General features: G+C 34.4%; 33 protein-coding genes. 23 read left to right on the forward strand and 10 right to left on the reverse strand.

What is annotated here, in order from left to right; all coding sequences use genetic code 11:
- Position 1: 1 nt before the first annotated feature.
- The 8 genes from ACFSTA_RS17430 (at position 2) to ACFSTA_RS17465 (ending at position 4,295) form a co-directional block, all read left to right on the forward strand.
- On the forward strand, positions 2 to 496 hold the full coding sequence (locus tag ACFSTA_RS17430) for an NUDIX domain-containing protein (RefSeq protein WP_377558108.1): 495 nt from the start codon (positions 2 to 4) through the stop codon (positions 494 to 496).
- 136 nt (positions 497 to 632) lie between these two features.
- Positions 633 to 1,052 (forward strand): hypothetical protein, encoded by a 420-nt coding sequence (locus ACFSTA_RS17435; RefSeq protein WP_377558109.1) that lies wholly within the window; start codon positions 633 to 635, stop codon positions 1,050 to 1,052.
- Between the two features lie 186 nt (positions 1,053 to 1,238).
- Positions 1,239 to 2,000 carry a class I SAM-dependent methyltransferase gene (locus ACFSTA_RS17440; RefSeq protein ID WP_377558110.1) on the forward strand — a complete coding sequence of 254 codons (762 nt, stop codon included), beginning with the start codon at positions 1,239 to 1,241 and terminating at the stop codon, positions 1,998 to 2,000.
- A 209-nt stretch (positions 2,001 to 2,209) separates the two neighbouring features.
- Entirely contained in the window at positions 2,210 to 2,383 is a 174-nt protein-coding gene (locus tag ACFSTA_RS17445) for a hypothetical protein (protein ID WP_377558111.1), read from the forward strand.
- Between the two features lie 18 nt (positions 2,384 to 2,401).
- On the forward strand, positions 2,402 to 2,932 hold the full coding sequence (locus tag ACFSTA_RS17450) for a GNAT family N-acetyltransferase (RefSeq protein WP_377558112.1): 531 nt from the start codon (positions 2,402 to 2,404) through the stop codon (positions 2,930 to 2,932).
- 76 nt (positions 2,933 to 3,008) lie between these two features.
- Positions 3,009 to 3,467, forward strand: coding sequence for a helix-hairpin-helix domain-containing protein (locus ACFSTA_RS17455; protein ID WP_377558113.1), 459 nt, complete (start codon positions 3,009 to 3,011; stop codon positions 3,465 to 3,467).
- Positions 3,467 to 3,988, forward strand: a complete 522-nt coding sequence (locus tag ACFSTA_RS17460) for a DUF4269 domain-containing protein (RefSeq protein WP_377558114.1) — start codon at positions 3,467 to 3,469, stop codon at positions 3,986 to 3,988. The genes ACFSTA_RS17455 and ACFSTA_RS17460 overlap by 1 nt, the downstream gene beginning before the upstream one ends.
- Before the next feature lie 130 nt (positions 3,989 to 4,118).
- Positions 4,119 to 4,295 carry a gamma-type small acid-soluble spore protein gene (locus ACFSTA_RS17465; protein ID WP_377558115.1) on the forward strand — a complete coding sequence of 59 codons (177 nt, stop codon included), beginning with the start codon at positions 4,119 to 4,121 and terminating at the stop codon, positions 4,293 to 4,295.
- A 15-nt stretch (positions 4,296 to 4,310) separates the two neighbouring features.
- Here ACFSTA_RS17465 and ACFSTA_RS17470 read toward each other — a convergent pair whose 3' ends face one another.
- The 8 genes from ACFSTA_RS17470 to ACFSTA_RS17505 form a co-directional block, all read right to left on the reverse strand.
- Positions 4,311 to 5,210, reverse strand: a complete 900-nt coding sequence (locus ACFSTA_RS17470) for a GNAT family N-acetyltransferase (RefSeq protein ID WP_377558116.1) — start codon at positions 5,208 to 5,210, stop codon at positions 4,311 to 4,313.
- A gap of 105 nt (positions 5,211 to 5,315) precedes the next feature.
- Positions 5,316 to 5,900 (reverse strand): TVP38/TMEM64 family protein, encoded by a 585-nt coding sequence (locus tag ACFSTA_RS17475; RefSeq protein ID WP_377558117.1) that lies wholly within the window; start codon positions 5,898 to 5,900, stop codon positions 5,316 to 5,318.
- 355 nt (positions 5,901 to 6,255) lie between these two features.
- Positions 6,256 to 6,456: a hypothetical protein gene (locus ACFSTA_RS17480; RefSeq protein WP_377558118.1), complete on the reverse strand. Its 201-nt coding sequence runs from the start codon at positions 6,454 to 6,456 to the stop codon at positions 6,256 to 6,258.
- A 517-nt stretch (positions 6,457 to 6,973) separates the two neighbouring features.
- Positions 6,974 to 7,204 (reverse strand): hypothetical protein, encoded by a 231-nt coding sequence (locus ACFSTA_RS17485; protein ID WP_377558119.1) that lies wholly within the window; start codon positions 7,202 to 7,204, stop codon positions 6,974 to 6,976.
- On the reverse strand, positions 7,197 to 7,517 hold the full coding sequence (locus ACFSTA_RS17490; RefSeq protein ID WP_377558120.1) for a hypothetical protein: 321 nt from the start codon (positions 7,515 to 7,517) through the stop codon (positions 7,197 to 7,199). Before ACFSTA_RS17490 ends, ACFSTA_RS17485 begins: the two co-directional genes overlap by 8 nt.
- Before the next feature lie 443 nt (positions 7,518 to 7,960).
- The gene (locus tag ACFSTA_RS17495; RefSeq protein WP_377558121.1) at positions 7,961 to 8,179 is read right to left on the reverse strand and encodes a YjzC family protein; all 219 of its coding nucleotides are present in this window, start codon (positions 8,177 to 8,179) and stop codon (positions 7,961 to 7,963) included.
- A 357-nt stretch (positions 8,180 to 8,536) separates the two neighbouring features.
- Positions 8,537 to 9,619 carry a DUF5667 domain-containing protein gene (locus ACFSTA_RS17500; protein ID WP_377558122.1) on the reverse strand — a complete coding sequence of 361 codons (1,083 nt, stop codon included), beginning with the start codon at positions 9,617 to 9,619 and terminating at the stop codon, positions 8,537 to 8,539.
- A gap of 120 nt (positions 9,620 to 9,739) precedes the next feature.
- A complete protein-coding gene (locus tag ACFSTA_RS17505; RefSeq protein ID WP_377558123.1) occupies positions 9,740 to 11,221 on the reverse strand; it encodes a glycine betaine uptake BCCT transporter in 1,482 nt (493 codons plus the stop codon).
- Between the two features lie 233 nt (positions 11,222 to 11,454).
- Between ACFSTA_RS17505 and ACFSTA_RS17510 the strand changes: the two genes are divergently transcribed.
- The 9 genes from ACFSTA_RS17510 to ACFSTA_RS17550 all read left to right on the forward strand — a co-directional run bounded on the left by ACFSTA_RS17510 (position 11,455) and on the right by ACFSTA_RS17550 (position 18,250).
- Complete coding sequence (locus ACFSTA_RS17510; RefSeq protein ID WP_377558124.1) at positions 11,455 to 11,850, forward strand: GNAT family N-acetyltransferase; 396 nt, start codon at positions 11,455 to 11,457, stop codon at positions 11,848 to 11,850.
- 63 nt (positions 11,851 to 11,913) lie between these two features.
- Positions 11,914 to 12,693 (forward strand): GNAT family N-acetyltransferase, encoded by a 780-nt coding sequence (locus ACFSTA_RS17515; protein ID WP_377558125.1) that lies wholly within the window; start codon positions 11,914 to 11,916, stop codon positions 12,691 to 12,693.
- Positions 12,694 to 12,717: 24 nt separating this feature from the next.
- Positions 12,718 to 13,257, forward strand: coding sequence for a DUF1572 family protein (locus tag ACFSTA_RS17520; RefSeq protein ID WP_377558126.1), 540 nt, complete (start codon positions 12,718 to 12,720; stop codon positions 13,255 to 13,257).
- 6 nt (positions 13,258 to 13,263) lie between these two features.
- The gene (locus ACFSTA_RS17525; RefSeq protein ID WP_377558127.1) at positions 13,264 to 13,692 is read left to right on the forward strand and encodes a DinB family protein; all 429 of its coding nucleotides are present in this window, start codon (positions 13,264 to 13,266) and stop codon (positions 13,690 to 13,692) included.
- A gap of 59 nt (positions 13,693 to 13,751) precedes the next feature.
- Complete coding sequence (locus tag ACFSTA_RS17530) at positions 13,752 to 14,348, forward strand: protein kinase (RefSeq protein WP_377558128.1); 597 nt, start codon at positions 13,752 to 13,754, stop codon at positions 14,346 to 14,348.
- A gap of 334 nt (positions 14,349 to 14,682) precedes the next feature.
- Positions 14,683 to 16,062 (forward strand): UDP-N-acetylmuramoyl-tripeptide--D-alanyl-D-alanine ligase, encoded by a 1,380-nt coding sequence (locus ACFSTA_RS17535; RefSeq protein ID WP_377558187.1) that lies wholly within the window; start codon positions 14,683 to 14,685, stop codon positions 16,060 to 16,062.
- Between the two features lie 239 nt (positions 16,063 to 16,301).
- Positions 16,302 to 16,877: a hypothetical protein gene (locus ACFSTA_RS17540; protein ID WP_377558129.1), complete on the forward strand. Its 576-nt coding sequence runs from the start codon at positions 16,302 to 16,304 to the stop codon at positions 16,875 to 16,877.
- Between the two features lie 172 nt (positions 16,878 to 17,049).
- The gene (locus ACFSTA_RS17545) at positions 17,050 to 17,754 is read left to right on the forward strand and encodes a class I SAM-dependent methyltransferase (RefSeq protein WP_377558130.1); all 705 of its coding nucleotides are present in this window, start codon (positions 17,050 to 17,052) and stop codon (positions 17,752 to 17,754) included.
- A gap of 154 nt (positions 17,755 to 17,908) precedes the next feature.
- The gene (locus tag ACFSTA_RS17550; RefSeq protein WP_377558188.1) at positions 17,909 to 18,250 is read left to right on the forward strand and encodes a GNAT family N-acetyltransferase; all 342 of its coding nucleotides are present in this window, start codon (positions 17,909 to 17,911) and stop codon (positions 18,248 to 18,250) included.
- A 302-nt stretch (positions 18,251 to 18,552) separates the two neighbouring features.
- On the opposite strand, the gene ACFSTA_RS17555 is transcribed toward ACFSTA_RS17550, so the two are convergent.
- On the reverse strand, positions 18,553 to 18,729 hold the full coding sequence (locus tag ACFSTA_RS17555) for an aspartyl-phosphate phosphatase Spo0E family protein (RefSeq protein WP_377558131.1): 177 nt from the start codon (positions 18,727 to 18,729) through the stop codon (positions 18,553 to 18,555).
- A gap of 437 nt (positions 18,730 to 19,166) precedes the next feature.
- Between ACFSTA_RS17555 and ACFSTA_RS17560 the strand changes: the two genes are divergently transcribed.
- Both ACFSTA_RS17560 and ACFSTA_RS17565 read left to right on the forward strand, forming a co-directional pair.
- Entirely contained in the window at positions 19,167 to 19,982 is an 816-nt protein-coding gene (locus ACFSTA_RS17560) for a helix-turn-helix domain-containing protein (RefSeq protein ID WP_377558132.1), read from the forward strand.
- Between the two features lie 30 nt (positions 19,983 to 20,012).
- Positions 20,013 to 20,597, forward strand: a complete 585-nt coding sequence (locus ACFSTA_RS17565) for an MEDS domain-containing protein (RefSeq protein WP_377558133.1) — start codon at positions 20,013 to 20,015, stop codon at positions 20,595 to 20,597.
- A 96-nt stretch (positions 20,598 to 20,693) separates the two neighbouring features.
- Here ACFSTA_RS17565 and ACFSTA_RS17570 read toward each other — a convergent pair whose 3' ends face one another.
- On the reverse strand, positions 20,694 to 21,155 hold the full coding sequence (locus ACFSTA_RS17570) for a hypothetical protein (RefSeq protein ID WP_377558134.1): 462 nt from the start codon (positions 21,153 to 21,155) through the stop codon (positions 20,694 to 20,696).
- 140 nt (positions 21,156 to 21,295) lie between these two features.
- Here ACFSTA_RS17570 and ACFSTA_RS17575 point away from each other — a divergent pair, with 140 nt between their 5' ends.
- The 4 genes from ACFSTA_RS17575 (at position 21,296) to ACFSTA_RS17590 (ending at position 24,441) form a co-directional block, all read left to right on the forward strand.
- The gene (locus ACFSTA_RS17575; protein WP_377558135.1) at positions 21,296 to 22,165 is read left to right on the forward strand and encodes an aminoglycoside 6-adenylyltransferase; all 870 of its coding nucleotides are present in this window, start codon (positions 21,296 to 21,298) and stop codon (positions 22,163 to 22,165) included.
- Positions 22,166 to 22,408: 243 nt separating this feature from the next.
- Positions 22,409 to 23,320: an aminoglycoside phosphotransferase family protein gene (locus ACFSTA_RS17580; RefSeq protein ID WP_377558136.1), complete on the forward strand. Its 912-nt coding sequence runs from the start codon at positions 22,409 to 22,411 to the stop codon at positions 23,318 to 23,320.
- Positions 23,321 to 23,374: 54 nt separating this feature from the next.
- On the forward strand, positions 23,375 to 23,764 hold the full coding sequence (locus ACFSTA_RS17585) for a VOC family protein (protein WP_377558137.1): 390 nt from the start codon (positions 23,375 to 23,377) through the stop codon (positions 23,762 to 23,764).
- Positions 23,765 to 24,177: 413 nt separating this feature from the next.
- The gene (locus ACFSTA_RS17590; RefSeq protein ID WP_377558138.1) at positions 24,178 to 24,441 is read left to right on the forward strand and encodes a hypothetical protein; all 264 of its coding nucleotides are present in this window, start codon (positions 24,178 to 24,180) and stop codon (positions 24,439 to 24,441) included.
- Positions 24,442 to 24,445: the final 4 nt, after the last annotated feature.

Consider the following 24,445-nt stretch of genomic DNA (forward strand, 5'->3'; position numbering starts at 1 on the left):
CATGAAGACGGTATATGCTAATTGGGGAAGAAACAGATTAAAACTTACCTGGATTCCTCGTATGAGAATTACAGAATCTACTAAGATTACGAGTGTTCATGCAATATGCATGAAAGATGAAAAAGTATTATTAGCACACATAAAAAACAGGGGATTTAACTATCCTGGTGGACATATTAATCCTGGTGAAAAAATAGAAGATGCTCTACTTCGCGAGACTTATGAAGAGGGATATGTAATAGGAACTTTGCAATATATTGGTTTGATTAAAGTTAGTCATGAAGATAATCCATTTTTTGATCCTAATGGAAAATACCCACTAGTCGCTTATCAAGCTTTCTATAGAATGGATGTGACGGAATGTTTCCCTTTTCTACGTGAACATGAGTCGATCACACGAATATGGGTTGAACCATCAGAAGTACCTCATGTCATACACGATCATGAACTTTCAACCGTAATTTTAGATGATGCACTAAGTATTTTGAAAGAATAATTTTTAGATTAATTGTAATGGCTGGGTTAATTCCTAGTCGTTTTTTTATGTTGTGTGAAGGAATTTGCTTTTAAAGTATAAAATGTATTTCATAATATAATAATAACGTTAAATTACAAATAAAGGAAATTAACCTATGAGAAATATTGCGGCACTATTTTCATTGCTAATGCCCGGGTTTGGGCAGATATATAATGGTTATTTTATGAAAGGTGTTTTTTTCGTTATAGTGGAGCACCTTGATAATATTTTGGGGAAAATAAACCAAGCTATTCATTTGGATTTTAATGGATATCATCAAGCGGCGTTAGATATAACTGTTTATGATTTTATGCTTTTTTATCCTGGTTTCTATGCTTATGCCGTATGGGATGCTTGGTATTATGCCAAGGAAGGGGCGAATAAAGCAACGACTGCAATCCCTTTCATTTTTGCTGGTTTTCTTGGGGAAATAGGTGCGATATTTGCACCTAAGTTTACAATTCCAACATTAACAGTAGGGTTATTTATGATAATTCCAATGCTTATTGGAATGGTTATATTTCGAAAGCACTGATAATTCACAGGATCTTTCATGTAATGGTGATTCTTTGCTATGAAAACATACATATAAGGGAAGTTGAAGAAAAATAGAGATAAGTGAATTCGTAATAGAAAATTCATCCTCTTATTAATAATTTGGAATTTTATGTGTTACGATGTTAGCAGAGTTTTATTAGTGAAGTTGTATAGGGGGAAGGCAATGGACCAAAATGTTGGGACGGAAGAATCAATTAAACGGTGGGAGAGATTTGCCGATGCTTACTCGCAAAATCACAGTGAACAAGGAGACTTGCATAAGGAAGTATTTTTAACACCTACATTGTTATCACTTTTAGAGAAAGTAGAAAATAAGTCAATATTAGATGCTGGATGTGGTGAAGGTTATTTTAGTCGGATCTTAGCTAGGTCCGGTGCGAATGTAATTGCGGTTGACTATTCCAAACGGATGCTAGAAATTGCACAAGAAAGAACGTCAAAGGACATTATTATTGATTATCAATATGGTAATTGTGAAGACTTACATTTCTTACAAGATTGTACATTTGATGTCATAGTATCCAATATGGTTATGCATGACCTTGCGAAGTATGAAAAAGCTTTTCAAGAAATGTATCGATTATTAAAGAATGGAGGAAGTTTTGTCTTTTCCATATTGCATCCCTGTTTTGTAACACCAGAAAGTGGATGGGAGAGAACGGAAGACGGTAAGAAACTACATTGGAACGTGGATCAATATTTTTATGAGGGAGTTTACGAGCAGCCGTTAGGTAATAATGAAAAAATGTTATTATTCCATAGAACTTTAAGTAATTATTTAAATACATTAATAGAGACAGGCTTTAACTTAGAGAAAATAGTAGAACCAAAACCATCAAAAGAGATGATTAGAAAATATCCTGCTTTTTCAGAGGATTTCCGTAGTGCGGATTTCATTGTTTTTAAAGTACGGAAGAATCTATAACAGGTAAACGAAGGGATGTAATTAGAAAAACTAAGAGAAAAACTGAAAAAGGAGTTTTACACTATTTGAATTTAGCAATAAAACCGTGTATTGTCATGACAACTTCTGAGACTGATAAATTAGAAATACTTTCCGTAGACAAATTACCGATAAAAAATTATGCGATACTTCCTCGGTAAATCTTATTGATAATTGAAAGGGTGTAAGATATGAACAATTTTTTATATGTTATTTATGCCATTATTCTTGGAGCAGTCTCAATATTGACTGGAGAGATCGTGACATTTGTTATGTTAGGGATCATTTTATTAGCACTAATTAATATTAATACAACGCTAAAACAAATTTTAAAGGTTCATAGGGAAAATGTAGAAAATAGATAACAAGGAGAGAGTTATTTAATGAGTATACTTCAGCTTAATGAAATGCATCAAGTAAAAATTGCTAGAAAAGAAGATTTAGAGATCGTTTTGGATTTATTATTTCAAGCAGCAATTTGGTTACAATCAAAAGATACAACACAATGGGATTACTATATTACTGATTTAGAAGGTAATAAAGAAGAGGTACTGGAGTCAATTAAGAATAATAGTACATATATCGTAGAAGAAAATGGAAAAGCAATAGCTACGATTACGCTGGAAGATTATCCAACAGATTGGGACTGTGATATATGGGGAGAAAACGCCAATGATCCGGGTGTAGTTTACTTGCATCGAATAGTTGTCCATCGGGATCATGCTGGGAAAAATATTGGATATAAACTTATAGAATGGGCAAAAGAATATGTCAATGAAAAAGATAAGAAGTTTATCCGTTTTGATTGTTTGGCGAGTAACCAAGATTTAAACAATTATTACCAAAAGAACTATAAACGCAAAGGAATCGCCAACATATACGGCCAACACAGCAAATACGAAATAGAAGTTTAAAACGAAGGTGGAAGTGTAGGTGCCTGTCACCTGCCGAAACTTGTCGGTGACAGGCACCTAGTCATGGAGGGAGTTTATGAATTCAAATCCGGTATTGCCATTAACTAGTGATGAAAAAGGGAAGCTTCGAAGGGAGAAAATGAGACTTCGGGAGATATATTTGTTGAGTGTGGATCAATTGTGTCAGGTGTTAGGAGTTTCTAAAGAGCGAGCAAGGAAGATCAAAGGTTTAGCAGAGTTTCAAATCGTTCCATCAATAGGGGTGAAATTAGCCGAAAAACTAGTATTGCAATTACATATCTATTCATTGGACGACGTAAAAGATAAGGATGGTGCTCATCTGCTGGATGAACTTGAGCAGAAATTAGGTGTGTGGACTGATAGTTGTGTGGAGGATCAAATCCGTTGCGTAGTTAATTATGCTAATGATCGAACAAGTAAGAAGCAATGGTTCGACTTTACCAATGAGCGGAAAAAGTATAGAGAAAGAGCTGGGTATCCAAAAAATCGACCAACAAAGGCGTGGTATGACTAATGGAGAAAAATGTAGGCTTGTCGGTGCCTGTCACTTGGGAAAAATATCCAAGTGACAGGCACCTGGATATTTTTTGCAGTTTAAGTGAATATAATCCGATGCTTTGTGGGACGTTTCCTATTGGGATTGATGTAGAAGGTTCTGATCTGGACATCATTATGGAAGTTCATGATTTTGAAAGATTTGAGACAGAAATGAGAAGGTTATATGCTGGTTTTGAAGACTTCCGTATTAAGCGGAAAAAAATACGGAATGAACCAGTAATCAAGGTAAACTTCACGTATGAAGGGTTTGAATATGAGCTTTTCGGTCAAGCACAGCCTGTAGAACAACAATATGCTTACCTACATATGATCATTGAAAGCAAATTAATGGAGGAGATACCTCTTTTAAAGGAGAAAGTTATCTATTTGAAAAAACAAGGGGTTAAAACGGAACCAGCATTTTGTAAGGTTCTTGAAATTGAAGGGGATCCATATGATGGATTGATAGAATACGGTAAACAGAAGGGGTATATTTAACCCCGACATAAATAACGACAGGTGCCTGTCACCCGTCGACTTCTGTCGGTGACAGGCACTGGTTAACTTCATTCGGATGAAATTATGTATTCTGTGCAAAATAATTATAGTATCGAATGGAGGGATTTTCATGACGGATAGTAATAAATATACTGATGCTGGAACAGATATAGAAGAAGTGAAAAGGAAAAATCAGAACTCGGGTATGTCCTATAATGAAGCAAAAGAATGGATAGCTAAACATACAGGTGGACATGGAACTAATGTATTTAGTGACACAGACATTGAAAATGTAAAACGGAAATAGGGTGCCAGGCACTTGTTAATTTTTTACAAGTGCCTGGCACATCTTTAATTGATCCCATTTCTCTTTATTCATCCCATATAAAATCCAAGGGGATGGAAGTGTGAATTGGTGATTAGAAGGTAGGGACGAAGCTTCTTCTTTTGATAAATCCATCCATATATATGTTTCTTCTCCATTTTGTTGTAATAACTTTTTGTAATCAGCCGTTATCGTTTCCCATAATCCCACTTGCTCCGTCATGTCATTCCAAGGGTAGATAACATGCAGGTAGTGATATTTTTTTTGATCTATTTTTGTAATTAGGAACCTATTTTTCTCCTCATTCTCATAGAATGACCATTCACGTAATTTTTCATCTTGAAACAAATCCTCTGATGCTGGGAATAGGTAATAACATTCGTATGGAAAAACCTCTGATGAATCCACATAGGTTTGCTGTAGCCAATCTTTTTTTCGCTGTAAGTCGTCGATTAATTTCCACGGCTTAGCATCAATGGTAAGTGTGGTTGTATCGTCGGTAAGTGCTCCATGTAGCATTGTATATGGGGAAAAACCGATTTTCTCCATTACCCGCCGAGCAGGAACATTCTCTTCTTGGGTGTTTGCTCCAACCCATTGAATGCCATCTATAAGAAATGCTTCCTTCAGCATATATGTCATTACTTTGGTTGCAAAATCCTGCCCTCTAAATCGACGGTCACTTCGTAATCTTCCTAACATCGCATATCGTTTGGCATATATGTTAATTCCCCCTAAACTAACCAATTGATCACCTAAAAATAAACCATATAAACGATTATCGCCTGTTGAAAGTCTGTGAAAAACGCGCTTTACATAATCATCTTCTATTCCAGTATCCATTGTTTCCAATAAGGGATAGTCATCACTATGTAAAAGTCGGATTGATCTCTCCATTTAATTGTCCCCCTAACCATGACAGATGAAATATATTCATTTTCAGTATAAGCTTTATGTAGGGTGCCTGTCACCTGTCGAATCTTGTCGGTGACAGGCACCACGTTATCCTGTTTTGTACCACCAGCGATAGATGGGGATGATGAGGAGGATGAATGCTATATAGATGAGCATACCGATAAGAAATGCTCTGATGGATGTGAATAGTTGATTACCGAGATAGGCATAGACTATCATCCCAGGTATTTGCCCAAGGGCAGTTGCCGTTATATAGTGACGAAATAACATTGTACTAAGACCTGAGTAGATATTTACGACGGGTGTAGGAATAATTGGAATCATTCTACTGAATAAAACAGCTATAAAAGCGTTTTGGCTAATAATACGGTCGAACTTTTGAATTTTTTCATATTTAGCTATATATCGTTGAAAGGACTCAACGAAAAAGTATCTTGCTAATATAAAGAAGATTACAGATGCACCAACTGTTCCGGTCCAATTAATCACTGCTCCAATCCAAATGCCGTATTTAGCACCCATTGCTCCTGCAAATACTGTAAAGGGAATAATCGGGATTGTACTAAACAATATGGCCAGCAAAAACATGATAGGTAGCAGTTCAAAACTACTGTTGTTCAACCAATCTAAAAGGGGCTGTCGATACAAAAAAGCGGTAAATAATAGAGTCACATATAGGACCCCAAATACTATAACTCGTATTATCATGATGACTATCCACTCAATTCTAGGAGCTGATTACAATCTTCTTATATAGCATATCCAAAGGAATAAAAAAGTTGCAGAAGCTATATATTGAGGTAAGATCCTGATTATACTAGGGGAGTGGCCGTTAATAAAAGTAGTTCCGATACTGGAGAAAATCTAAAATAACAATTGAAATGACATACTAATACACACTATGTTTAGCACCAAAATTAACAGTACAAATAGTAAACAAAACGCTTGGATTTATTTTTGTTTGTTAAATTTTCTTGTTCAACTAAAGCCCTCGTTAATGCAATAAGAAAAACCCGCACCAGCTGACTTATTCATTTTCATTATCTTTAGATTTTTTTGAATCTGGCAACCCGTACAAATTTAACCCAAAAACGAATAACACTATAATAAGTCCCCCGAAACCACTCGTTATGACAGAAGTTTCTTCTGGATATTGCCATTTAAGAAAACCTAGGATAATGATTAGTATCCATCCGATTAATCGAATCTTCTTTGCATGTCTTTTCAAGAAATAATCACCCTAACCTTAAATTTTTTAAGTATCTGGTAATACCATTTTTATAACAACTCACTTATTATTGTTTAAACATAACTCCTTCGTTGAATAACAATCCCTATATTTATATTAACATAACATTACAATTACTTACTTGGGATATAAAAATCAGCTTAACAAATAGCACCCCAATTAACATAGAAATTAGTACATCGACAACAGGTATTGTCATTATGTTATTTGGGTTGCGATTTCGTATGCTAATTTAAGTGATTATATCAAATAAACATTGATATATAGGAAATACAACAGACCAAATCATCTGCGATTTGGTCTGTTAATTAGCCATCCTCCTTCATTATTTGGATCGTCCATTATTGTGATGGGTAAAACCTAACCAAAGCTTTTGTTCATATGCTGCAACTGAGGAGATGTTCCATTCTCGATACGTATTCGGAATTACTTCCGTATTTTTTAGTAATTGTTTTATTCTAAATAGCTTTGTAGGGATAGTAGTAAATGTAAGTGACTAATCTACAAAACATATAAACTGCTGTGCTTTTTCTGGATATACACATGCTGTGTAGTGCCACGTCCAGAAAAAGTCATCGTTCATTTTACCAATCGTACCATCTAGTAGGATGCCTGGAAGTAGTTTTTTTGAAGGGAAGTCTACAATTTGATAGGTTTGAGCTGAATCAATATCAATCAAAGTTACTAAATTGTCTTCAATATTTTTTACCTTATAGATGCTATTCACAAAAGGAATGACTACATTCTTCCCAAGATGGGGGACAATCGTCTTCCAAATAATCAGTAAGATATTTGGAAAAGACGCGAAGAAAATCATTAACCTGGTTACTTGATTTATGTTTTAGTTTATAAGCAACTAAATCGGCACCATAAAATTCAAATATTCCTCGATATCGCATATCAAATTCAGAACCAACTCGTAACCTTTCCATATATACTTCTCTTTCATCTGGATGTGAAAACTCGATCTTCCAAGCCTTGACTTCGAGATGGTCATTGGCTTGCTCACTGCTATTTGCTGACCAATTTCTATCATTCATTAATTTTCCTCCTTTATTTCCTATTCGTATAACTCTTTAAATAAAGAATCGTATCTATCTTCTTAAGTGAACTGACCATTTTTAGTTAACTCACCACCTTTAATTATTGGTAAACAATCTTTTGTTCAAATCATTTACATACTGGAAAATTGGGCAAAGAAAAGCAAAAAGAAGTGGCATCAATCGAATTGTAGCATAAAACTTTTTTTAGTCTAATGGACAAATTATTGTTTTCTACATAAATAGTCCATTAAAAATACATTTTTATCTATTAGATTTTTCGTTTTTTATAAAAATGTAAGCATGAATAATTGTATTTTAGAGGAAGGGGCTTGAATATTTCAAGTTATTTATTATTCTCATAAAAAAAGGGAGTGACAGGCACCCCCACGAGTTATACTCAATGCTAACTCATTGATTAGTATAGATTATGATTATCAATATTAGTTTGAGGTGTGTCTGCTGTTTTGTGGACTTGGGTCTTGTAAGCTACGTGTTTTTTTCCAAACTCGATCATTGTTGGCGGTTTCAGGAAACTTATCTCCAGCCTTAAGTTTAACTTGGTGAGGATTTTTTACACCACTTCCTGTTTCACCAACTTCAATATAAATCCCATTATTTGGTGCCTTTTCTCCACCTTTAAATTGACTAATTTCTCCCATTATAAACCCTCCTTGTCGTTAATCTTTTTTAGTATGAGGAAAATTAATCCTGTATATGAATGGAAACAATAGGAAAACTCGATTTACTAACGGTGCCTGTCACTTGTCGAATTCGACAAACTCGGGTTAGTTGTTTTCTTTCCCGGGGTTGTCTTTGGTTTGAGCATTTACTTGCTTGAATTCAGAATTATAGCTTGGGTCTGCTGTTTTTGTATCGATGTTTTGTCTAGCTTTCTAAAGAGTTTGTTTCTCTGGATTTGTTTACGCTTGTCTATTTTTTTTTGTATATTTGACTTTTTCTTCCTTGTATGTTGCTAGTCCTCTTTGTACTTAAACAGTCTTTTCCGTTTTACTAGTTTAGGATTCATTCTCTAGTTCATGAACCTTGGTCAAACTTACCTCAAATTCTTCTTGATCTGCTATCATATTTTCATGTAATTCTTCAATCGGTTCATCTACAATATAATTACTAGCAAATTGCTCCTCAATATTGGTCAGCTTACCAAACTTTTTTTCCATTTTAGCAAAGACTTCTTCTACATTTCTGGCCAATATAGCCTTTGCAGTTGGTTTATTCACTTTCTCCATAGCAAGCAATAATGCTGTTATATTTTTGCTGAATTGATTCTGAAGTTCTTCTCGTATGCCATTAACAGGTTCTTCCGCTTCTTCTACTTCCTCTTCGGTATCCATAACACCCTTATCTACTAAACCTTGATCTATTGGTGGGGTAATGTCTTTTAACTCCTCCGGTACAGGATCTTCTTCATCTGGTCCGTCTTCATGAAGAGAATTTGGTTCTGGAGTATAATCTAATGCAAGCTCATGGCTTTCAAGCGCTTTGTTTAATCCATTAATTGCTTCGTCTGTATTTCCTTCAGCAAATAACGCATTGGCTGCAGCGATATGTTCATTAGCGAACTGGGACATTAATTCTGCTTTAGTCGTATCGCCAAACGTTAATGCTAGCTGGATTTTTTCTGCAACGATTTCAATAAAGTAAAAAAAGTCTCCAGGTACATGTCCAGGATCACTTAAGGCAGTTCCTTCTTCGCTTTCCACTTCATTCATAGGTATTGTAGGTACTTCAGAGAAGGGAACTGTTTCAAGATCCCCGATTTCTATATCGTCTTCAGGAATAGTCGTATCAAATTCGTCTTCAACACCTATTGTGTTTTCTTCTGCAGAAGCTTGTGTTAAACCACCGAAAACAATTGTAGTAACTAGAGCGCTACCCATCATTACTTTAATCTTATCTATACGTAGAGTAGGAAATTTTCTTTTTACATATCCAATTGCTACGCGATTTATATCCTCTTCTGCTTTTATTGACAAGCCAAACTCTTCGGCAAACTCCTCTAAAGAGTGATGGGGTTCTAAGTAAAGCACAACCTCATAGGCATCTCCGATTGGATTCAGTTCATGTCTGTGAAAATACATGTTGCGTCACTCCTTCATACTATTAAAATTCCCTGTAAGATAGAAAATATGAAAAATGCTACAACGGTAAAAGGTGCCTGTCACTTGTCAATTATTGACAAGTGACAGGCACCTTATCTTTTAGTCTTCTCTTAGTTTTTCTTTTCGGATGGCTTTGTGGAATGAGAAGATCATTATTACCATGATGAATGAGAATGGTAATGCGGCTACGATTAGTGCATTTTGCAAGGCTGTCAATCCTCCAGTAAATAAAAGTACTGCAGCGATAGCAGATTGGAAAAACCCCCATACAAATTTAACGGTTGTAGACGGTGATAAAGAACCATTCGTTGTTTGCATCCCTAATACAAAAGTAGCTGAATCGGCCGACGTGATAAAAAATGTTCCTATTAGAATCACAGCAACTATGGAGAGGATAACACTAAATGGAAATGAATCAAATAACCCAAACAATGCTTGTTCATCTGGAAGTCCAGCTATATCAACTCCATTATTTTGTGCTTCGATACCAGAAATTCCAAATGTAGAGAACCATAGGAATCCAACAACGGAAGGAACGATCAATACACCCAAGAGAAATTCACGAATGGTACGTCCACGTGATATTCGAGCGATAAAGATCCCTACAAATGGAGCCCAAGCAATCCACCATGCCCAAAAAAAGACAGTCCAGTCAATAACCCACTGCCGTTCTGTTTCATCATGTGGTGCTAAACGTACACTTTCGGTGGGAATGCTTTGAATATACGCACCTAATGAATCAGTAAGTGAATCCAAAATGTATTGTGTTGGTCCTAATAATAATGTGGCAATAAAAAGCAAACCAGCTAGTATCATATTTACATTACTCAAATATTTGATCCCTTTACTAAGCCCGGTATATGCAGATATCATAAATAATACTGTTACAACTAAAATGATAATGAGTTGTACAGTAAATGAATTATCAATTCCAAGTAGATACGTAAAACCTCCATTAATTTGCGTAGCACCGAAACCTAAAGTAGTAGCTACTCCCACAATGGTTGCAAATACAGCAAGAACATCTACCGTATTTCCCCAAGGACCGTTCATCTTCTCGCCAAATAATGGCTCAAGAGTGGCACTAATTAATCCTCGTTTTCCATGACGAAATGTAAAATAAGCTAATATTAACGCTATAATTGCGTAAATTGCCCATGCATGAATACCATAATGGAAAAAAGTAACCCGTAATGAATCCTCTAATGCTGCTCTTGTTCCAGGTTCTGCAGTCGGAGGAGTTTTTAAATAATGGGAGACTGGTGAAGCAACCCCGTAAAAAACAAGCCCAATCCCCATCCCGGCACTAAAAAGCATTGCAAACCATGATGGATAACTAAAGTCTGGTCGTTCAGATTGTTTTCCGAGTCTAATCTTTCCATAGGGACTGATAATTAAGTATAAACAAAACAAGACAAATAGCGTAACTATTAATAAATAATACCAACCAAAATGGGTTGAAATGTACCCCATTAAATCACTCGAAATACGTTCAAAGCTTTCCGGTGCAAAAGAACCCCAAAGGGAAATGATTAATGTAATAGCCAATGTAATCCAAAATACGGAAGTTACTTTTTTCATATTTATCTCCTTTCTAACATTACCAAAGGTACAGCCATATGATTATTGTTAGTATTTCTTAAAAGGGTAAGTCTATACAGATGCTAATGCTATTTACAGATTTATTTTGCAAGTGTTTATGGAAATGTGAATATTCGGTGTAGTCCGGGTGGAATATTATGTTAATATGGATATATGCTATATCATTCTAGTAATCGATTACTTATGAATTATAAAAGAAATGAGGAATTTATTTGGACTACAAAGTAATAATTAATATGCCGATTTCAAACCATGAGGTACCAGACCTAAGAGAACTTGTCGGTTGGGGAAGACGCGATCGAGATTATCCTACTTTATTCGATCGTTGTAATTTCTGGGCTGGTGTTAGAGATGAAACAAATAATATACTAATTGCCTTTGGATATGTTTGTGGTATGGGATTAGAGCATGGATATTTAGAAGATGTAATGGTACATCCTGCATATCAAAAGCAAGGGATTGGTGTTGCCTTGGTGGGGGAATTACTTCAGGAGGCTCAGCGTTTTGGTTTAGGAATTGTGACGGTAACTTATGAGGCACATCATGCTAATTTTTATGAAAGAAGTGGCTTTGTTCCCGGTACAGGAGGAGTATGGCAATCGGATTGAGAATGTTTTATGTAAATAGTGAAAAACGAATGTTCAAAATTATAAAAAGAAAGATGGAATCGAATGATTTATGAAGCGGATATTATACAGAGAAAAAAATTATCATCGATGTTCGAAAATATAGATAGTACTATAATTCTCTCATGTTTACAAGGTCATATGGGTACAGCATGGGTGGACGACCTTGAGAATCCTACAGTAGCCCAAATTACAGTTGGGATCTTTGTGTTTTATGCTGGGAATCCGCATACAAAGGAAGCAGAAGAATTACTTTATAATTTGCATGATTTTACCCTTGCAATAGTCAATGATGACACATGGAAGGATCGAATTGAATCTGTACATCAAGGTTCGATTCAAAAGTTTCAACGGTATAGATTTGAAAAAAATCCTGATCATTTTGATAGAAATTATTTGCAAAACTTATTATCTCATTTACCAAAAGGATATGAATTGAAAAAAATTGATGCAAGTCTAGCACAAGAACCTTCTTTACATGAGCTTTCAGAAGACTTTATTTGTCAGTTTCAAAGTATTGAAGATTTTATGAATAGAGGGGTAGGTTTTGCTGTATTACATAATGGAAAAGTTGTATGTGGTGCAACATCCTTTAGTGTTTATAATGATGGAATTGAGATTGAAATAGCTACCCATCCAGAATATAGAAGAAAAAACCTAGCAACAGTAACAGCTGCTGCATTGATTTTATACTGCCTTGATATAGGAATATATTCTAACTGGGATGGTGCTAATATGGAATCAGTTCTTTTAGCGGAAAAACTAGGTTATATTTTGAAGGAATCTTATGATACTTACTTTATCGATACTAAGGTGAAAGAGTAAATAAGAACTAACGGAGGTATTACTATGGCAAATATGGAAAAGGAATACCTTTTTGTAGTGATTCAGCAGTTTAGACACTTGAAAGAAAGAGCAGAGAAAGGAATTTCGCAATTAACGGAAGAAGAATTACACTGGAAACCGAATGAGGAATCTAACAATATCGCGATAATTATGAAACATATAAGTGGAAATATGCATTCACGATGGGTAGATTTTTTGACTAGTGATGGCGAAAAGCCGTATCGAGATAGAGATTCTGAATTTATAGATGATCATCAATCGAAGCAAACACTTATGGAAAATTGGGAGACTGGTTGGAGCTTGCTTTTTGGTACATTAGAAAATCTCAGAGAAGAGGATTTACTTAAAACGGTAACTTTAAGACAGCAATCTTTGAATGTGCTTCAAGCAATACTAACGGAAGTAGCTCATATAAGTTATCACGTTGGCCAAATCCTATATATTGGTAAACAAACTAAAGGTCGTGATTGGACTATTTTAAGCATTCCTAAAAATCGTTCAATCGAATATAATGAGCGACTTAAACAAAAAAGTAGGGAATAGTAGATTATGGATGTAAATGGCTTTATATATGCAGCAAAGCAAACGAACGTATTAGCAAAAGCAACACCAGTAAGAAAATGGGATGATCAATTAATTCCAGAAATAGGTAGCTTGAGAAAACTTTTTATTCATATCGTTCGAGTAAGAGATGTATACCGTGATGGACTTCGAACAGGCGTTATCCATTTTCCTGGCAAATTATTAAGAACTAATAGGTTAGTAGAGGAATTGGAAAGAAGTATGGAAGATTTAGCGAATGAATTTCGTCAAACGAAATTTGAGACTATAAAGATAGGTACAGAATGTTTAACTATACTTGAGTTACAAGGTACAGCGATACAACACGAAGGGATCCATCAAGGACAATATTCTGTTGCACTTAAACAAGCAGGTATTTCTCTACCTAAACAGTGGGTAGAAGATTGGAACATGTAATATATATCTAGTTGATAGTCTATAATATTTTACGTTTACTAGAGTTTAGGGGGAAATACATGCTTACAGATATAATACAAAATTGGTATAAATACAGTGTGGAAGAAAACTTCGTTGGAATTGGTTCTACTAGAAAAGTATACCGGGTATCTGATTATGTCGTTAAATTACATATACATCCAATTGGTTATAAACAATCTCTGAATGAGCTTGATATATATAATGCTATGGTAGAGCAAGGGTTACATGAATTATTTGCAAAGACGTACTATGTAGATGAATATGTGTCGATTCAAGATTATTATAAACCCGTGGCAATGAGGGATAATCAATCCTTTGAAATAGATATAAAGAGAGAAAATATCTACATCCCAAGTAAATATGAAGAAGCTATGTCCCGATTAGATAATGAGTTTGATTGCTTTGATATAAAAGATAGCAGTAATTACGGATTAAATAAAGAGAATAAACTAGTGTTTATTGATTACGGAATGAGTAAAAAATTGTACGAAAATGAGTGGGTAGAATTAGCGGAGTCTGGTATTTTACCACAAATTCACTTTACCAATTGTAGTGTTTGTGGATTAAAGAAAGAACTACGTATGTATGGAGAGCATGATGGTGATAACCGTTGTTATGATTGCGGAAAGGAATAGACAGGAAGTATTCTCTTTTTAAAAAAATTTTGATCATGTATGAAGGCGTAATCTGATTTAACTCTCTGACTGCGCTTTTATTATTCATTATCAGAAAGTCGAACCATGCTAAAAATAACTAACAACTTGGAGGTAATCTGAAAAGTGGATCGGCTAGTAATGCAACAGAAGAGTTAAAGGATACCGGATTTGATGGTGGATCGATGGAGGCATTCCAATTCACAGCAACACAAGCTCGACTGACAAAAGAAAGATGTAATGAGTTAGTAGAAGGCTATATGAAGTAATAGTTGGTAAGGTGTTATACATGTCGAACGGTAAATGGGGGATGAACTTGATTCATAGAAGATTAATAGACATTCAAGATATGGTATCTGGAAGTGGGTTATTATCGTCCAATGAGAATCAATTGATTGAAGGTGTATCAATTGATTCGAGAACAGTTAAACAAGGTAATTTGTTTATTCCAATTATACGACTAAAGGATGGGCATTTATATGTGCGAGAAGCGATAAAAAATGGTGCAGTTGCAACCTTATGGTTAAAAAATCATCCTAATCCGCCCACAGATATCCCTGTGATTTTTGTAGACGATACTTTGGTCGCACTGCAATCTTTAGCTAAGAACTACAGAAAACAGCTTTCTGTGAAAGTGATTGGTATTACTGGTAGTAATGGAAAAACGACGACAAAAGATATGGTATCTTCGATTGCAAAAACTACTTTCACAGTTCATAAGACGAAGGGAAATTTAAATAGTGAATATGGGCTACCTCTTACGGTATTAGAAGTTTCGGAAAAGGATGACATAGTCGTTCTCGAAATGGGGATGAGCCAAAGAGGGGAAATTGAAATGTTATCTACAATAGCTCAACCAAACATTGCTATCATAACGATGATAGGAGTTTCACATATTGCCAATTTAGGATCCAAAGAAGAGATAGCTAATGCCAAATTAGAAATCATTACCGGACTACAAGAAAAAGGTACCTTTATTTATAATGGTGATGAACCACTCTTACAAAAAATAAATGATCGTTTCCATAAAAAACAATTAAGAACCCTTACCTTTGGTGAACAGTCTAGTAGTAATGATTTTTATCCTACCAAAATTGAAATGAATTCTGGATTTATGCAATTCTGTATTAATCATAATGATTCCCCAGTATTTACGATGAATATAATTGGAAAACATAATGTTTATAATGCTTTAGCAGCAATTGCAGTTGGAAAGGAGCTTGGTATTCCAATGAAAACAATAGCTAATGGATTACAAAAAGTAAAACTCACGGATATGAGAATGCAAAAAATAATGGGGGCTAATGGGCTCACGATTATTAATGATGCTTGGAATGCAAGTCCACATTCTGTACGAATGGCAATAGAAACTTTTCAAGAACTAGTAGGTTATCGGAACAAAATATTAGTACTTGGTGATATGTTAGAATTAGGTGAAAAAGAAGTTGATTATCACAAAGAAATCGGTCAACGAATTAGTCCCAATAAGATTGATTATTTATTTACATATGGAAATCTTTCTAAACATATTGCAATGGAAGCTCAGAAGTATTTTGAAAGGAATAGGGTGTTTTCCTATACAAATAAAAACGCATTGATTGAAAATTTAACTCGGACTGTGGAGTCTCAAGATATTGTACTAGTCAAAGGTTCTCGTGGAATGAGGTTAGAAGACGTAGTAAATATACTATTATAATAAACATATTTTGTAGATATCATATTAGATTCCTAAAGTCTGGGCTCCATATTAATTGTTGAAGATAATGAAGATCTAAATCAGGTATAGGCAGAAACGTTATAAACGAATGGAAGTAATGAATCGTTTGAATTCTTTTTTGTGAATAAATCTAAAATTTCCGATTTTAAGTGGAATATTATGTGTACCATTGATATATAAAGAGTTATATTAGCAGAGTAAACTAGGAGGAGATGTTTTTGACAAAGAAGGTAAAGTATTTGATATCTATAATAATACTATGCACGGCTATCACTTTACCACTATACATTCATTCTCATCAATACACACTTGAAAATGAAGAATCATCCATAGAAACGCATCTAAATGATTGGATCAATAAAGAAAATGATTATAGAGAAGTCATCCCTGCTATAATTGATATATTTCAAATAGGAGACTCAAATACAAACATCGTCTTATTTCAAACAGACGATGAAAATATGATTGGTTATGCCAGCTATCTTAAAGGATGGAATGGAAAGTTAAAAGCTGTTCATTATTCATTTGGTACTGATAAAATTTATTTTGAAGATATTCAAACAAACAAGGGGAAATATGGCATCATTCTAGGGATGAATCCTAATTTATTAATCGATCATATAAATGTAGATTTAATTGATAAGGATCTCCATTACGTTGTAGAAGTTTCTAAAGAAGAACGTTTTTTGAAATATAAAAAGTTACCTAAAAAAATGAAGGATCATGTCTATGCGGAACTCATACTAAAGGATGATAATAGTAATCCATTAGAGTATACTGAAGTTTTTAACTGATCCATCATTTGGGAGGAAAAGATAAGACAAGAATATCCTTTCGTTCTCAACCAATACAGGAGAATATAGCACGTATAATTTGAAGGCAAGATAGGTGAAATGGACGGGAATGTGTTTCATGGAAGGTGGAACCAAGTGTGCATGAATTAGAAAGCTTTTATGAGTAGGAAAAGTGAATGGTTGGGATTTTAGTAAATTACAAGTAATATCTGAAGGAGTTGAATGGGAATTTTATGAGGAAGTAAGGAAGAATAGTAAAAATACAGATGTCCTACTAGATATTGGTACAGGTGGAGGAGAAGGTTTATTATCGATTGCATCTTCATTACTTTTGACGGTAGGAGTGGACCTATCTAAAAGTATGGTAGAAACCGCTAAAGAAAACCTGGAGAAATCAGAAATAACAAATGTGAAGTTTTTACAAATGAATTCTGATGACCTACAATTCCCTGCTGGTTTTTTCGATGTTATCTCTTGTCGTCATGCGCCCTTTAGCGCTGTTGAGGTGGCAAAAGTGTTAAAACGTGGTGGGATATTTTTAAGTCAGCAAGTAAGTGAAGCAGATAAATTAAATATTAAACAAGTATTTGGAAGAGGACAAGCGTTTCATGAACCAGATGGAAATTTAAAAGCAACCTACATTCAAGATCTGAAAGAAGCAGGATTTTCGAAAGTGCAATCCTATGATTATAATGCTAAAAACTATTTTCAAAGACCCGAAGATCTTGTGTTTTTACTTCAACATACACCTATCATTCCAAACTTCGGCAATAGGATTGAGGATGGTATGATCTTGGAGGAATTTATTAGAAGCAATCGTACGATAAAAGGAATTTGTACAAACGAAAAACGCTTTTTAATTATAGCTGAAAAGTAGGTTAATGCTAGATTTATTTATGGAGGTATAAATGTACAGACAGGTAATAGTAAAAGAAGCAGAGAAAAGTGATTGGGAAAATATATGGCCACTCCTGGAAAAAAGGGGAGCGGCGGATGATAAAGTAATGGCTGAGTAGAGATTTATTTCAAAAATTAGTTCCGAGAATCACTGTATCTGTATTGCTATATTAGATGAATCTATAGTTGGTTATGGTTGGTTGCAAGATTATGGCCCTCATTTACGAACTGGGAAGACTGTGCATCGTTTCCATGATCTATTTGTATTATCAGATTACAGGAATAGGGGTGCTGCAAGAGCAATTTTTGAATATATTATAAAATGGTCAGAACTACAAGGAGCTACTTGGTTACAATGGAATGCAAACCCTAACTCTATATCCTTCTATGAAAAATTAGGATACACATCACTACCAGAAGAGGAGGAGGGTTATCCATTTTATGAGATAAATTTTATACAGAAAAGTCAAATGTAAACGCTAGAAATTTTATATAATCTAGCGTTTATTAAACTCGATTTAGAAGTTCGGATAAGAAAAGTCCAAACCAAATAAATGAGTTGATAATGGTATGATCTGAATATGGAAATGTAATAACTGTTATAGGTGTCACTGAGGTGATGGAATATCTACTAGATGTTTTTACAGAGAAGTTAGAAAATATGGACTTGAGGGAATAAGGACTCAAGTTATAAATTAGCTATCAAGAATAGGATTGAAGAAATGGACTGCCATTTAAGCTGTCAATATAGGTTAGAATGTCTCTCTAGTTTTGACAATCATTTATTTCGAAGCTTCAGTTTTTGGCTCTTATAAATAAGTTTATCCAGTTGTTGGCTAATTAATATCGTTTCATTATGCTGCAAGCCTTTTTCAAGTCCAATATTAATTAATTCTTCTTTCTTTTCTTGTATTTGGTCCATTAGGTCATTTCTTTTACAATTATAATCAAACATATTACTATCGCTCCTTATTTAATCAACACAAATCTTGGCACGAATATCATTTTAATAGAGTTACGTAGTAAAGTCATAGATTGTGGCAACTAGCCACAATTTTTTATTGTAAAAAATGTCATCGAGTGATTTTTGCCAGTAACTACTTCGGCTGTGTTTTTCTAAGTTTTTACTATATCTATGATGTGTGGCAACTAGCCACACGCAAGGAGCATAATAATTGGTAAACTAAAGAAACATGAATCTTTTAGAATGTATTAAATCTAGTAATATTGTAAAATTTTAGATAGATATAGCATTAAAAATATGTTACCCAATAATTACCACATATAAACTAGCCTTACCTATGGTTTAATTATAATAAACTCAATTTTTAGAAAGCCTACATTCTGTTACACATTTTAAGCATCATGTACTGATGTGATTGGAGGAACGTTATGAAGAGAGAGTGGTTGATCCTATATCGGGAATCTAAACGATTAACCCAAGCGCAAGTTGCCTCTTTTTCATTTATTGATAGGAGTTATTATTCACAGATTGAAACTGGGAAGCGTAATCCTAGCCTGACTGTTGCTAATAATATAGCTAAAGCATTGGATTTTGATCCAATGATGTTCTTTCAGGATCATTTAAATCAAAGTACATTTCAACAGAATGTGCTGAGTGGAGAAATACCTGAATTCTTTCGATGTAATGGAGAAGGAGAGGTTTTATACTTATACAATGATTTTGAACTGTACTCTCATCATGCAGTATCTTATCTTTTAACAGCAGTTGAAAAAGATAGTTTTTGTATCATCATTGATTACGAAATGACCTTCAATCACTTGAAACGAAGTTTGGAAACAATCTTAACGAAAAGAGAAATAAAAAAATATATTCATTTTGTCAATAAGGAAGACCTTGGTCAATATGAACCAAGTGAAATGGTTACTTACTTTCAAAGATTGGTTGCAAAGTTTGACGAAGATAAGTTAGTACGTATATGGTCGCATGAAAAGCAATATGACGATAATGATTGGTTAAGCAAGCTAGAGAAATACCTCACCACAAAACGAGCGCAATTTAATAATAAAAAGGTTTTAATTATCCGTTCTTATAATGCATCAATGGTTAAAGCGGTTTCGCACATTAGAATGATGAGAAATTATCCGTATCTAATGACAGATTTTGAAATTGTGGATTCTCCGTTTTATATTATTAATTCAAATTCGTCCGTATTCCCTTCGCTGTTCATTCAAGAAAACATGTAAAACAATAATAGCAAAGAAAGAAGTGGTTTGGTGACAAAATTGCTCCCTTTAACAAGAAAGGTAGAGGTACCAAGTACATCACATATACTGTATTTTTTTGAAAGTATAACTTATTATGTTGAAAACATGCTAGCTTACATGAAGTCAGGTATAGATCAAGGACACCACATTATTATCATAGAAAATCCAGAAATATATAAACGAGCAGTAAAACGAATAAATCAGTTGTTTTCTATTACAGAGAGAGAATATATCCATTATGTTGATAACTACTCCTTTTATCGATGCTATGGTGATTTTCATATCAACAGCATAGTTGACCGATTTGGAAATATGTTAGAGCCCTATTTATGTGAAAATATTAATGTTCGTACGTGGGCACATGTGGAATGGAATGATCAAGTTGATATTACCTGTACAATGGATGATTATGAACGTGTTGCAGACTGTAGTGTAAATAAAATGGGGCTGATGTCAATATGTGCCTACGATGCAACGAATGCAAATGCAGCACTACAGACTTCATTAATGAGAAGCCATGAATTTCTAATGACAGATAAAGAGCTTGTCCGTTCATCCCTATACGGGAATAAGCATATAAAAGAGCGTAGCTAGAGGAAAAGCATATCCTTCAAGTGAAAGATATGCTTTTCCTTTATCCAAAATAGAAATGATCGACAAAAACCAACAAAACTCGACGGGTGACAGGCACTAGGTCTGGCTGCTCTTTTTGGTATACCATCGGAAGATTTTTAGGTGTACGAGATGGAGCCAGAGTAGGAATGGGTATGCTAGAGCCGATTGCCAATATTTCCATCCGTTATGATAAAAATAGTCGGACTCTACGGAAAGAAACTCATAACCTAGACAAAATAACGTCCAATAAAATGTATAAAGAAGCTTTTTAGCAAGTGACTTCATAAATGGAAAAAAATTCATAAATACGACACCAGCTGTTGGGAAAAGAATGATTGCTGGTAAAAACCCCGGAAATTGTACCCCAGGTTCAAAATAACCATACAAATGATATTTAAGATCGAGGATGATATCCGTAACAAACCCTAGAATAGTGGAAAAATAAGCTACCGCAATCAATTCGGAGCGTTCTAATTTTTTGGGTATGCGTAATGTTACTAGAATAAAAATAACCACAGAAAAAAGTAGAAAAATCATATATTATTTCCTTTTCACATTAGTTAGTTGTAGATACAACTATAGTGTTCCATAAAATATAAAAAATATTACGGAAATCGAAACAATTCATGGTAAAATATCGTATAATAAGGAAAATAATAACTTTAGGAGGTGTTATCTTGCGTTCTGAAAAAGAAATGATGGATCTTATTTTAAACGTATCAAAAGACGATGATCGAATTCGTGCAGTTGGAATGAACGGTTCTCGAACGAATGCCAATGCACCAATTGATCCGTTTCAGGATTATGACATTGTTTATATCGTTACGGACATGCCTTCGTTTATTAATGATCCAAATTGGATTGACGTTTTTGGTGAGCGAATCATAATGCAAACCCCCGAAGACATGGCAATGTTTCAATCTGAGCTCGGTAACAGATATTCGTATCTTATGTTATTTAAAGATGGAAATCGGATTGATTTAACACTGGTTCCAGTGGAAGAAATGGATAACTATTGTACGGAAGACAAGCTAACGGTTATTTTGCTCGATAAGGATCATGTTCTACCATATATGCCTTTTCCTACGGATGAAGATTACTGGGTAAAACCACCATCAGCTACATTTTTTACGGATTGCTGTAACGAATTTTGGTGGGTATCGACATATGTAGCAAAAGGATTATGGAGAAGAGAGATCCTATATGCACACGAACATTTGAATATAGTTCGAAACATGCTTATAAAAATGCTTGAATGGCAGGTAGGAATAGAAACAAATTATTCTGTGAGTATCGGAAAATCCGGGAAATATTTAGAAAGATTTTTATCTGAAGAGTACTGGTATAAGCTACTACAAACCTATTCTGATGGGAGTTACGAAGGCGTTTGGAAATCTTTATTTGCAATGAGTGAGCTATTTCGCAAAACAGCTTCAACTGTAGCAAATACACTTGATTTTGAATATCCACTTGATGAAGAACAAGGTGTAATGCATTATTTGGAGCATGTCAGAAGGTTACCTTCTGATGTAGTAGAGATCTATTAGTAGGATTTTTATTATATTAATATATATATGAACAACCCACTTTCAAACTGGGGAGAGTGGGTTTTTTGATTTATAATCTTTGGATAATAATAGATCAAAGAATTGCATAAAGAGTTTACACTCTTGCAATTTAATCTGATACTATATTAATAAACTCCCCATTAATCATTGGGAAAAGAGTGTATGAATTTGGACTGGTTCGTCCACTCATGAAGTAGGAGATATTATGTTAGGAGTGAAGCTATGAAAGGTAAAAGGGAGTTGGATGATTATCGCATCGAACAAATTTCCTATGTAAAAAACGCAAACATGATAAGGAAGATTGAAAAAGGATTCTCATTCGATAATAAGTACATCATTGATGATACGTATCTTCTAAGAACTTTTTTGAACGAGAATGAAAAGAAAAGAAGACAAGAGTTTGACTATATTAATATTGCATCAAATTACTCTAGTTTTGTGCCGAAGGGAATAGAATATAATACGTTACCCGAAATAGAAATGAGTTATATGGTTCTAAGCTATTTACCAGGTACAGATGGTGAGGAAGCAATAAAAGATTTAACCGGAACAGAACAGTACAATGCAGGATTTTTAGCGGGCAAGGAACTGAAAAACATACATCAAGTACCGGCACCAAGAAATTACCCATCCTGGTACATAACGAAGAAAAAGAAAAGTGAGAAATACCTAATGGAATTACAGCAGGTTAACATAGAAGAATCTATTAAGGAATTACTTGCGACATATATAAGAGAACATGAAGATATTATGAAAGATAGACCAAACACATTACAACATGATGATTTCCATCCCTCAAATCTATTAATACATCATCGTACGTTCGCTGGGATTATCGATTTTCAACGAATGGATTGGGGTGACCCGGTACATGACCTCCATAAGTTGGGGTTCTTTTCCAAACCAATAAGCATTGAATTTACAAAAGGAATCATTGATGGTTATCACGATAATCATGTTACTGATGAATTTTGGCGATTATATGGATTATATAGTGCAATGCACGTTGTGTCAGCTTTAGTTTGGGGACAGCGGCTAAGTAAAGAACAATATAATAAGATGAAGAAATATTCATTTGCTGTCATAAAAGACCATGATAATTTTAATAATAGTGTACCTACTTGGTATAGGTAAATACTTAAGCGGAGAGAAGGCTTACCAATAGGTAATGAAAGGGGGAGAATAATAATGGAAGAAAGAATTCAATCTTTGACAGTTTTTCTCGTATCTAATTTAGAGAAATCAAAGGAATTTTATCAAAAAATTCTAGAGTGTGATGTAACCGATTGGTGGGCATTGCGAAAGGATGGGATTAAGTTAGGCATCAAACTCTTACAGGCTAATGAAACGGATTCGATTAACCCAAACAGTTCACAAAATAAAGTTGTAAGTGATGTTTATGCATATGCTGACGACTATACTTCGCTAGAAACGCTGTATGATCAGGTGAAAGAAAGAGGCGCGAATATCGTTCAAGAGCCAGAGGAGACAAATTTAGATTGGGGATCATGGAAGGAATTTTCAATTCAGGATCCTGATGGGTATGTAATTAGTTTTGGGACTGCAAGGAAAAATTAGGACTTAGTTTTTCAAGCAAAAGCTCTCTCTAGTGCTTTTGCTTTTTCAAAATTCATCCATAATACCTACGACATTAAATAGATTCATACTATATGTCTATTGTTTCGTGAATACTGTCACGTTATAATTTATGTGAAAAATAGCAATTTTCCTTCAAAGGATTTACCTCATGGTTATTCTCTTTAACTCCAATAAGAATCTATAACTTAATTTATACTTTGCTTCAATTAGTACTCACATGTTAATAGTTTTTACCCTCACTAGAATTCCATTCACCTTGTGTCATTTTAAATCACCAAGAATCTTTAGTTTGTTTTCATCCTCACTTTAGGATGTAACAATATCTAGTTCCAGTTACAACAGGGGATACATTAAAATGGGACTTTCAACTAAAAAAGAAGGGAGGTTAAAATATGACTGCAACTTTAAACAAATCATCTTTATTGCTTTACACTGCATTATTGGACTTTATTAATAGAGTATTATATGCACATCAAGAAGTAGCAACTTCTAGTAATGTTCAAAAAAATGCAGGCTGGTGGGTTGTTGTATACATGATTGTTGCTTTTGCTGGGATAGCATTACTCATGTGGATTTGCCAAACATATGGTAACGGTGCAAATTATGGTGGAGACTTTAAATTAGGACCGATTTCTATTTCAGTCTTCTGTAGGTAAGAAC

The sequence above is a fragment of the Ornithinibacillus salinisoli genome, from assembly GCF_042684965.1.
GTDB lineage: Bacteria > Bacillota > Bacilli > Bacillales > Amphibacillaceae > Ornithinibacillus > Ornithinibacillus salinisoli.